A 14,908-nucleotide genomic window follows, 5' to 3' on the forward strand; every position below is an offset into this window, starting at 1 on the left:
CTATTCCTTACCCAAATATACATGTCTTCTTATTTATAATAGCCTTTGTTTGAAATAACATGTACCTATATCTAATAACCTAGTGGTTAGTAATCTTCTTCAATAATTTCGCATATAATGTGGCCAGCTAAGATATGCATTTCTTGAATGCGCGCTGTCACATTACTGGGAATAGCCAGCGTAATATCACATAGTTCGGCTAGTTTGCCGCCCCCTTCACCGGTGAAAGCAATGGTATGCATACCAATAGAACGGGCCATTTCTGCAGCTTTTACAACATTCTTGGAGTTACCAGAAGTAGAAATACCGATGAGAACATCACCTGTACGGCCTAAGCCCTCTACTTGACGTGCAAAAACAGATTCAAAATCATAGTCATTCGCAATAGCTGTTAATGCGGATGTATCAGTAGTTAATGCAATGCCTACAAGAGAGCGCCGTTCCTTTTTAAAGCGACAAATCAATTCAGCTGCTAAATGTTGAGAGTCCGCCGCAGAGCCACCATTACCACAGAACAAAATTTTATTACCATTTTCTAAAGCCGCTTTACAGCGATATCCGATTTCTTGAATGGTATCCATATGTTCCATCGTTTTACCAAACACTTCAAGATGCTCTGTAAAACGATCTGCAATGATTGGATTTAAATCAGTCATTATAAAATCTCCTTTAGTAGTCTATCTGCATTTTTCCAGAATAACTTTTCACACTGTTCCACAGATAAGCCTGCCTCTTTAAATGCATCATAAAGACGACTCATTTGAGACATATCTGCAATCTCTGTGTCGGGTGGAATCCCATCAAAATCAGTTCCTAATGCCACTACATCTTCACCGCCCTTGTCGATGAGATATAGACCATGTTTAACAATATCTTCAATGCGACTAATTGGCGATGTGCCGAGAAAATTCTGTGCAAAATTAAGTCCTATAATACCTCCCTTATTAGCGATAAGTCTAATAAGATTATCTGGCAAATTTCGCGTATGAGACCGTAATTCCCGTGCATTTGAATGAGATGCTATAAAAGGAACATCTAAAATATCTCCTAGTTGCTCTGTACCAGCATCGTTAAGATGAGAGCAATCAACAATTATCCCTAACTCTTGCATAGCTTCTACAAATTCAACACCTTTAGATGTTAATTTCTTATGTTGCTCACCACAATGTGGCTCGCCAAGTCCATTTGGATAGTTCCATGTTAGCGTTATAAGTCTGACTCCATCTTGGTAAGCTTGGTTAAGTTTATTTAAATCGCCACCTAGTACGCCACCTTCCTCAATAGACATAAGTGCCCCAATCTTACCAGTCTTGTATACAGACTCTACATCTTGATAAGAGAGCACATGTTGTATGTGCTCTCCATAGTGATGAATTTGTGATACACACAAATTACGCATCTCTTCATAGCGGCCATAAGGGTCATTCGTCTCACCCATATTAATAAAGAGTGCAAAGTCTTGTATCTTGCTATGAGCCTTTTGTAATTTTTCTATATCGATTTTCCAAGTATTGCGATATAAATCACCACTATCAGGATGATCTAGCAATTGCATCATCGTATCACAATGTAAATCTATCATAAAGCCTCACACATTGCTAATTTCAAAACCATGTATAACCAATCAGTAATACAGAATCAATTATTCTTCTACGACAGGTTTGCGTTTCGGCTTTTTAGCGTCTAACTTCTTCAGAGCTTTTAACTCTTCCATAAAGCTATCAATATTATCAAACTTACGATATACACTAGCAAAACGAACATATGCAACTTGATCTATGTCTTTCAGTTGTTGTAACACAAGCTCACCAATGCGATCAGTTGTAACCTCTTGGTTAATTTCATTCCGAATATCACGCTCTACATCATTAACTACTTGCTCCATCACAGACATAGGAACTGTACGCTTATCACAAGAGCGCAATAACCCATTCAGTAGCTTACCGCGGTCAAATAATTCACGTCGTCCATTTTTCTTCAATACCATAAGTGGTACTTCTTCTATAATTTCATAGGTAGTAAAGCGACGGCCACAATTGATACATTCACGGCGACGGCGAATACTATTACCTTCATCAGTCGTTCTAGAGTCTGTTACCTTCGTGTCTGTGTGTTGGCAATAAGGACATCTCATCTGTTACTACTCCTTTTCTACTAATCATTCTAAAATAACGCATAATACGCCCATTTTCTCTATATTATATAGTACCATGAAACCCTTGAAAATACAAAGAATCCCTAGGATTTCCTAGGGATTCTTCCATTATTCTTCAATTTTTCATTTTATGAAATATTTGAGAAATAATATTTTTAATTTTAAATGATTGTTAGCTTATCGTTTTAAAGCATCTTCAATACGAAGCAAGCAGTCACCAGATTCGATACGGCTACCTTCACGTACAAGGATTTCTTCTACGATACCATCGATAGGAGCTGTGATTGTTGTTTCCATTTTCATCGCTTCTGTAACAATCAATGGTTCACCTTTAGTTACAGATTGACCATTCTTAACGAGGATCTTAACAACGGAACCAGACAATGTAGCACCTATTTCACCAGGGTTAGATTCATCCGCTTTGCGACGAACTACACCAGTTGTCTTAGCATGTTTATCATGAACCTTAATACTACGAGGTTGACCATTAAACTCGAACAATATGATACGATTACCATCTTCATCAGGATCAGAAACACCATTCATTTTAATGATAAGTGTTTTACCTTTCTCGATAGTTACTTGGATTTCTTCGCCCCGTTTCATACCAAAGAAGAATGTCGGCGTATCTAATACAGATACATCGCCAAAGTCTTTAACAAATTTGTTGTAATCTTGGTAAACCTTAGGGTACAAGCAATATGCACTAATATCTTCATCAGTTGTTTGGGCTCCCATTTCGCTTAATTCATGACGAATATGTTCAAAGTCTGTTGGTGGTAACACCGCACCAGGACGAACTGTGATTGGGCGAGCACCTTTCAAGATGATCTTTTGTAATTTTTCAGGGAAGCCTTGATATGGAGTACCAAGACGACCTTCAAAGAATTCAACTACTGACTGAGGGAAATCCAATACATCGCCTTTTTCGTAGATATCTTTTTCAGTCAAATTGTTTTGTACCATGTACAATGTCATATCGCCTACAACTTTAGAAGATGGAGTTACTTTAATGATATCACCAAACATCATATTTACTTGGTGATACATTTTCTTAATGTCAGTCCAACGATCACCAAGTCCTACCATCTTAGCTTGTTGTTGCAAGTTGGAATATTGACCACCCGGCATTTCATGTTGATATACTTCAGTATTAGGATATGCTTCTGCTTTATCTACACCTTTGTAGTATGGTCGAATGCTACCAAAATAATGAGACATTTCTTCCATGTAATCGATGTTCATTTCTGGTTGACGTTCATGACCAGACAATGCATAGTACATGGAGTTCATGCTAGGTTGAGAAGTACCATTAGCAAATGCGGAGTATGCTAAGTCGATTACGTCAACACCAGCGTCTACAGCGCGGCCATATGTATAAATAGAGTTACCAGAGCCTTCATGAGTATGTAAATGAATTGGCACAGAGACAGCATCTTTCAAGGCAGATACCAAATTATAAGAAGCTTGAGGTTTCAAAAGACCAGCCATATCTTTAATGGCAATAATATTGGCACCAGCTTTTTCAAGCTCTTTCGCCATATTTACGTAGTAGTCCAAGTTGTATTTTGTACGAGCCCCATCAAGGATATCGCCAGTGTAGCACAATGCAACTTCAGCTATTTTATTTTGTGCACGCACTTCATCGATAGCAACATGCATATTATCAAGACTATTCAAGCTATCAAATACGCGGAAAACATCAATACCATTAGCAGCAGCCCGTTGAATGAATTGACGAACTACGTTGTCTGGATACGATGTGTAACCTACAGCATTAGCACCGCGAAGAAGCATTTGAAGCAATGTATTTGGAACTTCGCGACGGAACATGCGCAAACGCTCCCATGGATCTTCATGCAAGAATCGATAAGATACGTCGAATGTAGCCCCGCCCCAACATTCTAAGGAGAATAAGTTAGGTACACCTTTTGCAGCATGACCTGCTACGCGAGCCATATCAATGGTACGAAGACGTGTAGCAAACAAAGATTGGTGAGCATCACGCCATGTGGTATCAGTAAAGAATACTTGTTTTTGTTCAGATAACCATTTACTGAATTTATCTGGTCCAAGTTCATCAAATTTTTGTTTTGTACCAGCTGCAGGACTTACATCCAAAGTAGATGGCATTTGAATCGGTTCAAAGTCAGGAACCTCTTGAGCCCCTGCACCAGAATAACCATTAATTGTAACATCAGCAATGTAACGTAACAATTTGGTACCACGGTCACGATCTGGTTTTAATTCGAATAATTCAGGATGTTCTTCAATGAAGTTTACATTATAAGAACCACTTTGGAATTCAGGATGTTCCAATACATTAATCAAGAAGTGAATATTTGTTTTTACACCACGAATACGGAACTCTTTTAAGCAACGAAGCATTTTACGAATAGTTTCTTCGTTATTAGGGCCAAATGCTGTCGCTTTCACAAGCAAAGAGTCATAATAAGGTGTTACAACGGCACCAGTAAATGCATTACCAGAGTCAAGACGGATACCAAAACCACCGGAGCTACGGTATGCCAAGATTTTACCGGTATCAGGCATAAAGTTGTTTTTAGGGTCTTCAGTGGTAATACGACATTGGATAGCAGTACCTTTACAAGGGACTTTATCTTGTTCAGGAATACCTATTTCAGGACTATGTAAGCTAAAGCCTTCAGCGATTCTAATTTGAGCATGAACAATATCAATATCTGTAATCATTTCTGTTACAGTATGCTCTACTTGAATACGTGGATTAACTTCGATGAAGTAGAAGCTACCGTCAGCAGTTACCAAAAATTCTACAGTACCTGCATTCACATAGCCAACATTTTTCATTATTTTAACGGCAGCATCACATACAGCTTTACGAGTTTCTAAGGACAACGCAAAAGCTGGCGCCATTTCTACAACCTTTTGGTGACGACGTTGAACAGAGCAATCACGTTCATGTAAATGAACAACATTACCATGTTCATCACCTAAGATTTGAACTTCAATATGTTTAGGTTCTACGATAAGTTTTTCTACATATACATCATCATCGCCAAATGCAGCTTTCGCTTCAGATTTAGCGCGATCATATGCATCTCGAAGGTCTTCTTTATGATGAACTTCACGCATACCACGACCGCCGCCGCCATTAACGGCTTTAATCATCAATGGGAACCCATGTGTATCAGCAAATTCTTCTAGTTGAGCATAATCTTTTAAAGCCCCATCAGAACCTGGGATCATTGGAATTTTTGCTAATTTAGCTTGCTCACGAGCATTTACTTTATCACCAAACATATTCAAATGCTTGATTTTAGGCCCGATAAAGATAATACCTTCTTCTTCACAACGACGAGCAAAGCCTTCATTTTCAGATAAGAAACCATAACCTGGATGGATAGCATCGATGTCATGTTCTTTTGCAATACGGATGATATCTTCTATATCGAGATATGCATCAACTGGTTTTTTACCTTCGCCTACGAGATAGGCTTCGTCAGCTTGGTTACGATGCAAGGATAATGTATCCTCTTTAGAATAAATGGCTACAGTTTTAATACCCATTTCATTACATGCACGGAACACGCGGATCGCAATTTCTCCACGGTTGGCAACCAATACGGATTTAATTTTTCTCATGTATTGCCTCCTACTAGCTTCCACAAATATGAACTATCAGCTTTCATTTTTATTAATATATGAATATTTCCTATACTTACAGATAAATCAATATTACGGAAGACCTCATCAAAATTTATGATGAGTTTTTATATTCATAATAATATATACTTATTATACAATATTTTCATTATATTTAAAGGATTATACCAATTATGAAAGTATAAAATATATTTTTTACTGTTCATTACAAAAAATCATATGTCTTTTAATAATGCACATCGAATTAATTCTTTTTTATATCATTTATCACCTAAAAAGTGATTCATTAATCGATTTAATTGCTCTTGATCAGCTGCCCCCATCAATTCTCTTGCAGAATGCATGGCTAAAAGTGGCAAGCCTACATCAACAGTACGCATCGGTAACATAGCTGATGAAATCGAACCTACAGTAGATCCACCTGGAGTATCTGAACGATTTACATAAATCTGATACTGTGCATCCGCTTCTTCACAAAGACCTTTAACGATAGCAATGGCCTTAGCATCTCCGGCGTAAGATTGGCTACATGCAATCTTGAGGGATAACCCTTTATTAAGTACAGGAATATTCGTAATATCATTTTTCTCTGGATAGTTTGGATGTAATCCGTGAGCCACATCGGAGGAAATCATAAAACCTTTAGAAATAAAACTGTCCATCTCTTGATTAGAATATCCTAATGCGTCATAGACGCGTTTAATGAGATTTGGTAATATCATACCCGCCCCACCTTGTTTTGTACGACTGCCCACCTCTTCATTATCAAAGAAAATAGCACAGCGAACACCATTGGCATTCATTTTACGTGCCTGAATAATACCAGATAGTACACCAAAGCAAGATGTTAAATTATCTAAACGAGGTGAGCTAATAAAATCACTTTCCGTACCGAGCACACAACCTAGTTCCGTAGGATATAAAGTCATTTCGTAAGATAATATTTCAGAAGGATCACAATCTACTTCATCAGCTAAAAACTTCGTCCACTCATCGTATTGAGTGTCTGATTCTGGAAATAAACTAGGATTATTTCTATTATTTAAAGGCTTTGTAGGATTATCTTCATTACTTCGTTCCATCATCAATATAGGAAGCATTTCTTTTTGACGATTTAGTTTAATCCCATCATTAACAGAGCGATTCATATGAATTGCTAAATTTGGAACAATAGCGATAGGCCGTTTTGTATCGACTAGAACAGAATCTACGTCAAAGGCATTTTTCCCTTTTAACACAACCGTACCTGCTGCACCTAATGGACGGTCAAGCCATGTATTTTCGATAAGACCACCATACATTTCAACATTTAATTTTGTATATCCTTTGACAGAGGTTATAGGGTTTGGTTTAACACGAATAGCAGGAAAATCTGTATGAGCCGACGCAATACGTAATGTGTGCTCTGGTTTCTTACCTATATGAAAGGCAAATAAGGTGGTGCCAAACACATTAACTACATAAGACCCAGAATCTAACTGCCACTCATCTTCTAAACTGAGCTCTGTAAAACCCGAGTCCAATAACATTTGTAAGCTTGTATCTACTGTGTGATACGGAGATGTACAAGCGCCAATATACTTTAATAATTGTTCATTATCAAACTTCATAGATCCCTCCTATGCACAAATTACATAAATTTGTACAATTAGCTTGAATAGTTTATTACGTATATTATTCTACAATATTTACATTAATTATCTATTAACTACTCATATTTTATCATAAAAAGCCGCCCCTAACGGGACGGCTTTCACCATACATTGTAATTTACATTTAACTTTTATCTAAGAAATCCTAAAGTTAAATACATTACACATATAAAATTTATAGTACCTAGTCTTACCACATACCAATCAACTTCATCCATACAGAACCAAGACCCATAAAGATGATTAAGTTGATTACAGATGTAAAGAAACCGAGTTTCCACCATGTGTTTTGAGGAACATAACCAGTATTGAAGATTACTGGAGATGGACCTGCTGCATAGTGAGTCAAGGACATACACAAGTTAGAAGTGAATGCAATCATCAATAATGTCAACATTGGTGGTGCACCTGCAGAGATAGCTATAGCAGAGAACGCTACGAACATTGCAGAAATATGTGCTGTCAAAGATGCAAATACATAATGTGCATACGTGTTAACAAGAACTGCTACAACAAAAGCAATTACCCAAGAGCCTTCAGGGATAATACCACCCACTTGAACTGTAGCCCATTTGATAAAGCCTAATTTAGAAAGGAACCCGGCAAAGCCCATCAAAGTCCCCATCCAAACCAATGTATCCCAAGCACCTTTTTCACTCTTAACATCATCCCAAATAAGAACACCTGTAGCAAGCAAAATGGAAATACCCAAAAATGCAACTGTTGTCGCATCAAGTTTTGTGAATTGTGAAGTGGCCCATAATACTAAGGCTAAAATAAATACGCCAAGCATAACCCATTCTTGGAAGCTCATTTTACCAAGACCTTTTAACTCTTCACGAATCATTTGTTGCGCTTCGCGAGCGTCTTTAATTTCAGGTGGATATACTTTGTAAATGAAGTACGGCATAATAATCAATGCAATGATACCAGGAACAATTGCTGCCATAGCCCAATCCCCCCAAGTAATGCCAATGCCAAAGGATTGAAGTGCTAAAGCCGCCACCAAGGTATTACCAGCCATGGATGTTTGGAACATAGCAGATGTAATTGTATTAACTTGATAAATAGATTGCATCAAAAAGGAACCAATTTTGCGAGGACCATTTTGTGGTTCAGAACCAAAAGCTTTTGCCAAGCTTGTAGTAATTGGCATGATAACGCCACCCACACGAGCTGTGTTAGAAGGTGTTGCGGGAGCCAAAATCAAATCAGATAAAGCCAATGCGTATGCTAAACGTAATGAACTGCTACCAAAAGCAGAAATCAAGTTATACGCAATACGTTTCCCCAAACCAGTTTTAATAAAGCCACGAGAGAATAAGAAAGCGCCTACGATCAACCAGATAGCAGAGTTAGCAAAACCAGAGATGCCTTCGCTAATTTTCAACGTACCTGTCAAAGCAGCCACAGTAATAACAACGATGGATACGCCACCAATCGGTAATGGCTGAGTAATAAAGCCTACGATAGTAGCTACAAAGATGGCGAATAAATGCCAAGACTGAGGAGTTAGCCCCTCTGGAGTTGGAATAAACCAAAGGCCTACCCCGAAGGCCGCTGGAATAATCCAGTTTAATAGTTTTTTCATACACATACCTCCTACATAGGAAAAAGCTCAAAAAAAATATTTATATCTTCTTATCATAAATATAATATATTTCAAGATAAAAAGATGTGAGAAAAAGCTGTGCATCACAAAGTATGCACAGCTTTCATTATCATATAAATCCTATTCAGGTAGAGATACGTTCTCTAAGTTTGTTTTTTCGATAGACTCAATATCACCTTGGTCGCAAAGGTTTGCAATAGTTGGATCGATTGGTAAACGGTTTAACAATAAAAGACCGTACTTTTGAAGGATTTCTTCAATGTGGCTTTCACCAAAGATTTGGTAATCCTTACCGTTATCTGGGCAATGGAAGTAAGAGTAGTTTTCCACGACACCAATAATAGGCACTTGCATTAAATCAGCCATTTTTACTGCTTTTTCAACAATCATGGATACCAAGTCTTGAGGAGATGTAACGATAATGATGCCATCCAATTTCAAGGATTGGTATACAGTAATCGCTACGTCACCTGTTCCTGGTGGCATATCAACGAATAAATAGTCGATGTCTTTCCAAATAACATCTGTATAGAATTGCTTTACAACATTGCCTAGAATAGGACCTCGCCATAAAACAGGATCAGTATCATTTTCCAAAAGAAGGTTAACAGACATAACGTCAATACCACCTTTGGATTTTACGGGATACATACCGATTTCGTCGGCATACGCTTTTTCCTTGATACCGAACATCTTAGGAATGGAAGGACCTGTAATATCAGCATCGAGGATACCTACTTTGTAACCTTTACGCGCCATGGTAATGGCCATCAAGCTTGTAACCGAGGATTTACCTACGCCGCCTTTACCAGATACGACGCCGATTACATGTTTAACAGAACTAAGCTCGTGTAATTGAGCTGTAAGATCTTGAGGTTGTTGAGGCGCGCCACCACCGCAACCAGAAGATTGAGATGGGCATCCGCCACAATCACTGCTGCTACCGCAACCCATAGTAAACACCTACTTTCTTTGAGGTTATACCTCATATCTATATTAAAAACTTATTTCTATATGGTAAACACAATGTATCTACTTATATATTGTATCACGTTATATCAAAAATTATCAATATATTACTCACCACAGAATTCTTTAGTTAAAGAGCCCAGAATTTCCATGCCCTTCGTGATTTCATCTACAGTTGGCACAGTATAACTCAAGCGAAATGCATGACCTTCCCCTGCTCCATCTGCTGCAAAGGCACCACATTTAATTATTCCTACATTGCGATCCATACAAGTTTCAAAAAATACATCACAATCTACATCCTCAGGCATCGTCATCCATGCAAACATACCACCTGTAGGTTGCGTTAATTTAACTTTAGAGCTGGCATACTTTTCAAAAGCGTTAAGTAATGCATCACACTTTGTTTTATATACTTTACGCACATTATCCAAATGTGCGTCATAATCGATAGTATCAAGAACCTTAGCTACAACTTTTTGAGTAACCAACGGCATTTGCCCTGCCGTATTATTTTTCAATGCTTGAATAGCCTCAATTACCTTAGCTGGACCAAATAAAAAGCCTACACGCAAGCCGGCAGATAATGTCTTAGAATAAGAACCTGCATATAGAACGCGGTCTTCTGTATCAAAAGATTTAAATGTTGGAATATATTCGCCAGCAAAACGGATTTCACCATATGGGTCATCTTCATAGATAAATAAATCATATTTAGATGCTATAGCGTAAATTTCCTTACGGCGTTCTAAAGGCATAGTAATGCCTGTTGGATTCTGAAAGTTAGGAATTAGATAAATATATTTACCTTTACCAGATTGAGCCGCTTTTTCTAACTCACTTGGAATCATACCGTGCTCGTCAGTTTTAACACCTAATGCTTTACCGCCCATATTGCGTACAGAGTTGATAGCACTGGTGAAAGTAAATTCATCCATATAAACTTCATCGCCTGGTTCTAATACGGTAATGGGTACAAGACCTAGTAATTGACCCGCTCCATTAGAAATAATGAGACTTTGTCCGTTAGGATTCATCTTATGTGTATTTACAAGACGTTCCAACGTAAGTTCAGCAAGACGCGCATCACCTTGCATAGGTCCATATTGTAAAAGACTCATAGGATTAGAGTGAACCACCTCATCAAAAGCCTTTTCGATGACCTCTACAGGAATTGCTTCTGGCGCAGGATTGCCGATACCAAAACTGATAAAGCCTTCTACTCCTACACCACGTTCAAAAACTTCACGAATAAAATTAGGCCCTTTTAAGGTTACACGTTCAGGAAGAGAAAAGCTCATACTATCGCCTCTTTCATATATTTATACCAAAATCATACAAATTGAGTGTAAATAAAAACATTAATTACAAGAACTGATTATTAATTTATCTGAAGTCAATATATAAACAATCATTTTGTATATTAAAAAGTTTAATTTTTAGATTACGCATTAGGATCGTGCTCTTGCTCAGCATTTCTCTTATTTATATAGTGTTTGTACACTTGCCACAAAACAAAGTACACTACACCAACCACAAGTACAATAATTCCTAATCGCCCCATATTTTCTTGGAAGTTTACAATATCTGTACCAATAGCCACTTCTAAAGCTGTTGATGGGAATTTACCAATTAAATTAGCCAATATATAATCTCTCGGCTTAATTTTACTGATAGCCCCTAGCGCTGTGATTACGCCAGATGGAAAATACGGCAAGGACCGGGCAAATAACATGACCACAAAACCGTTTTTACCCGAAAAATCATCTACTTTCATTAACACGGTACTCTTAGCAATCAACTTGTCCGCTGTATCACGCAAAAAGTAACGCATAATATAAAAGCTAATAACTACCCCAATTGTTTCTGCTAGCCAAGAAATAATGATGCCTGGCCACAAACCGAATACCAAACCATTTGCAGTTGAAATAAAAATGGATGGCAAGAATCCTACAGCATTAACGAAAATATCGAGGACCATACTCACAACCATAGCCATGGGACCAAAGCTTTGAATATACTCCGCTACCTCCTCCATAGAGCCACTCGTTGCCAAGTGCCACATGGTCGGATAAAACGTAGGATCTACTATATTTATGGCAATTAATAAAACAATGAAACCAATGCCTGCTATTAACTGTACCCAACCTTCACCAGAAGGTTTTAAATTTCTTTTACTCATATATACCTCGTATTAAAAAGACTAGCTTAATTATATCACGTATTCTATAGGGAGGTTATAACTAGTTCTATTTCTTCCCCCCAATTTAACTAGCTATATGTTTACTGAATAACAATAATGGAATAAAACATATCGTTCGTTTAGATACTACCAATTAAAAATATTTATTTTAATTGGTAGTATCTTCAAAATATATATATTTTAATAGCATAATAATTATCTATAGATGTATAATACTACTATAACGAGAATTTCCTTAAAGAAAGAAGGTATAATATGGTATCAGCAGGTCAAACAGCTACAGCAACAGTTCTAGTAACTGAATCTAATATTGCAAAAACAATGAAGTCTGGTTCTTTAGATGTCTTTGCTACACCAGCGATGTGTGCACTCATGGAGGAAGCTGCACAAGCTGCAGTACAGCCATATTTAGAGGACGGTGAAGGCACGGTAGGTATCGCCCTCTCCATCACTCACGAAGCCCCTACGCCTTTAGGCGCAACAGTAACAGCAAAAGCTACTGTAAGCGCTGTAGAAGGTCGTAAAATCACATTCGATATCGAAGCCTCTGATGGCATTGGTGTTATCGGTCGCGGTACACATGAACGGTTTGTAATTAATAACGAAAAATTCATGGCTAAGGTAGCAAGTCGAGCCAATTCTAATTAACGCTCTTCCCTACGCTTAGGGTTAACAACATTTTATAGAACTATATTATAAAACGGCATCTATCATACGATAGATGCCGCTTCTTATTACTTTTAAAATACTAAAACCAATAAAGGATTAGCAAATTTCAACGATCCAACCTTCTGGAGCTTCGATTTCACCATGTTGAATGCCAAGTAATGTGTCATATAATTTTTTAGTGATAGGCCCCATATCATCCATGCCAGCAGGTACATTAATGGTACCTTCTGGAGTATCGATTTGGCCTACTGGAGATATAACAGCAGCAGTACCACAAAGACCAATTTCAGCAAAGTCTTTTAATTCATCTTTATGAACTGGACGATGTTCTACTTCCATGCCAAGATAATGTTCCGCTACGTACATCAAGGAACGACGTGTAATAGATGGCAAAATACTATCGGATTTAGGTGTTACTAATTTACCATCTTTAGTGATAAAGATAAAGTTTGCACCACCTGTTTCTTCAACATGAGTTCTAGTAGCCGCATCAAGGTACATGTTTTCTGCATAACCTTTGTTGTGAGCATCAGTGATGGCATACAAACTCATTGCATAGTTTAAGCCCGCTTTAATATGACCAGTACCATGAGGAGCTGCACGATCAAAATCAGTAATACGGATTTTAATTGGTTTAGCACCACCTTTGAAATAAGGACCTACTGGTGTTGTGAAAATACGGAATTGATATTCATCAGCTGGTTTTACACCGATAACAGAGTTTGTACCCATCATGTAAGGGCGAATATAAAGGCTTGCACCATGGCCATATGGAGGAACAAAGTCTTTATTTGCTTTTACAACTTCTTTTACAGCTTCGAGGAAACGACCTTCAGGTAATGTAGGCATTACAAGGCGTTCCGCAGACTCGTTCAAACGAGCTGCATTTAGATCTGGACGGAAACATACGATGTGACCATCTTTAGTGTAATAAGCTTTCAAACCTTCGAAAATAGTTTGAGCGTATTGGAATACACCAGCACATTCGTTTAATACCACATTAGAATCAGTAATTAAACCACCTTCGTCCCATTTACCATCTTTATATGTAGATACATAACGGTAGTCAGTTTCCACATAACCGAAACCGAGATTATCCCAATCTATATTCTTGCTCATAACAATGACCTCCATACATATAAATTATACATATAATCTTAACACTATATATGTGTAATTTCAATAGATTCTATAGAAATCATCATAGTTCTATAAAAAACATCAAGTATAATAATTTTATTTATTAGGAATTATATTATAATAATTATATGATAATAACATTACATGCCTTTTAGGAGAATTACTTTATGAAAGAAAATATTACGACCTTAATACCTAATGCAAACAATATCATCTGTATTGGTTTAAATTACGCAGATCACATTGCTGAAACCAGTCTTGCTACACATGAATTTCCAGAAATATTTATGAAAACCTCAAACGCTTTAGCTGGAAATCATGATACGATTACCATAGAGAATGAATCATTACATTATGACTATGAAGGCGAGCTAGTTATCATCATTGGTAAAGCTGGTAAAAATATTTCCAAAGAAAAAGCAGTAGACCATATCTTAGGGTATACCATCGGCAATGATGTATCGGCTCGTACTTTACAGTTTAGAGGTTCCCAATGGATACTCGGTAAATCTTTAGATAATTTTGCCCCTATTGGTCCTACTATTGTTCCACCTCATACATTTGATTTTGAAAGTGCTACCATCACCACTACTGTAAATGGTGAAATACGACAAAATGCAAAATTACAACAAATGATATTTAAGCCGGATGCGATTATAGAATTTGTGTCTCAATATATTACACTACAGGAAGGTGACATTATCTTTACGGGTACACCTAGTGGCGTTGTACTTGGCAAGAATGAAAGCAAATACTCTTGGCTTAAGCCTGGTGATACTGTATCCATTTCCATAAGTGGTATTGGCACACTAGAAAATAAATTTGTCTAAAATATATGGTTTATTATAGTAGCGTATTTACGC

At 37.4% G+C, this 14,908-nt stretch carries 12 protein-coding genes; 2 read left to right on the forward strand and 10 right to left on the reverse strand.

Going from position 1 to position 14,908, the window contains the following annotated elements:
- Positions 1–86: 86 nt before the first annotated feature.
- The 9 genes from gmhA to FNLLGLLA_RS05945 form a co-directional block, all read right to left on the reverse strand.
- On the reverse strand, positions 87–656 hold the full coding sequence (gene gmhA, locus FNLLGLLA_RS05905; RefSeq protein WP_060918811.1) for a D-sedoheptulose 7-phosphate isomerase: 570 nt from the start codon (positions 654–656) through the stop codon (positions 87–89).
- On the reverse strand, positions 656–1,582 hold the full coding sequence (locus FNLLGLLA_RS05910; protein ID WP_174892322.1) for a dipeptidase: 927 nt from the start codon (positions 1,580–1,582) through the stop codon (positions 656–658). Before FNLLGLLA_RS05910 ends, gmhA begins: the two co-directional genes overlap by 1 nt.
- A gap of 60 nt (positions 1,583–1,642) precedes the next feature.
- Positions 1,643–2,134 (reverse strand): transcriptional regulator NrdR, encoded by a 492-nt coding sequence (nrdR, locus tag FNLLGLLA_RS05915; protein WP_004692976.1) that lies wholly within the window; start codon positions 2,132–2,134, stop codon positions 1,643–1,645.
- A gap of 198 nt (positions 2,135–2,332) precedes the next feature.
- Positions 2,333–5,779, reverse strand: a complete 3,447-nt coding sequence (locus FNLLGLLA_RS05920; protein WP_174892323.1) for a pyruvate carboxylase — start codon at positions 5,777–5,779, stop codon at positions 2,333–2,335.
- 281 nt (positions 5,780–6,060) lie between these two features.
- Positions 6,061–7,410 carry a M18 family aminopeptidase gene (locus tag FNLLGLLA_RS05925; protein ID WP_174892324.1) on the reverse strand — a complete coding sequence of 450 codons (1,350 nt, stop codon included), beginning with the start codon at positions 7,408–7,410 and terminating at the stop codon, positions 6,061–6,063.
- Positions 7,411–7,642: 232 nt separating this feature from the next.
- Positions 7,643–9,043 carry an anion permease gene (locus tag FNLLGLLA_RS05930; RefSeq protein ID WP_174892325.1) on the reverse strand — a complete coding sequence of 467 codons (1,401 nt, stop codon included), beginning with the start codon at positions 9,041–9,043 and terminating at the stop codon, positions 7,643–7,645.
- 141 nt (positions 9,044–9,184) lie between these two features.
- Positions 9,185–10,018 (reverse strand): Mrp/NBP35 family ATP-binding protein, encoded by an 834-nt coding sequence (locus tag FNLLGLLA_RS05935; protein WP_009350926.1) that lies wholly within the window; start codon positions 10,016–10,018, stop codon positions 9,185–9,187.
- 122 nt (positions 10,019–10,140) lie between these two features.
- On the reverse strand, positions 10,141–11,334 hold the full coding sequence (locus FNLLGLLA_RS05940; protein ID WP_156697497.1) for an aminotransferase-like domain-containing protein: 1,194 nt from the start codon (positions 11,332–11,334) through the stop codon (positions 10,141–10,143).
- A gap of 143 nt (positions 11,335–11,477) precedes the next feature.
- Positions 11,478–12,215, reverse strand: coding sequence for a TVP38/TMEM64 family protein (locus FNLLGLLA_RS05945; protein WP_156697496.1), 738 nt, complete (start codon positions 12,213–12,215; stop codon positions 11,478–11,480).
- 276 nt (positions 12,216–12,491) lie between these two features.
- On the opposite strand from FNLLGLLA_RS05945, the gene FNLLGLLA_RS05950 reads away from it, so the two are divergent.
- Positions 12,492–12,884 (forward strand): thioesterase family protein, encoded by a 393-nt coding sequence (locus FNLLGLLA_RS05950; protein WP_156697495.1) that lies wholly within the window; start codon positions 12,492–12,494, stop codon positions 12,882–12,884.
- 117 nt (positions 12,885–13,001) lie between these two features.
- Here FNLLGLLA_RS05950 and FNLLGLLA_RS05955 read toward each other — a convergent pair whose 3' ends face one another.
- Positions 13,002–14,024, reverse strand: a complete 1,023-nt coding sequence (locus FNLLGLLA_RS05955; RefSeq protein WP_156697494.1) for a branched-chain amino acid aminotransferase — start codon at positions 14,022–14,024, stop codon at positions 13,002–13,004.
- A gap of 188 nt (positions 14,025–14,212) precedes the next feature.
- On the opposite strand from FNLLGLLA_RS05955, the gene FNLLGLLA_RS05960 reads away from it, so the two are divergent.
- A complete protein-coding gene (locus tag FNLLGLLA_RS05960) occupies positions 14,213–14,875 on the forward strand; it encodes a fumarylacetoacetate hydrolase family protein (protein ID WP_156697493.1) in 663 nt (220 codons plus the stop codon).
- Positions 14,876–14,908: the final 33 nt, after the last annotated feature.

The organism is Veillonella parvula (assembly GCF_902810435.1).
Lineage (GTDB): Bacteria > Bacillota > Negativicutes > Veillonellales > Veillonellaceae > Veillonella.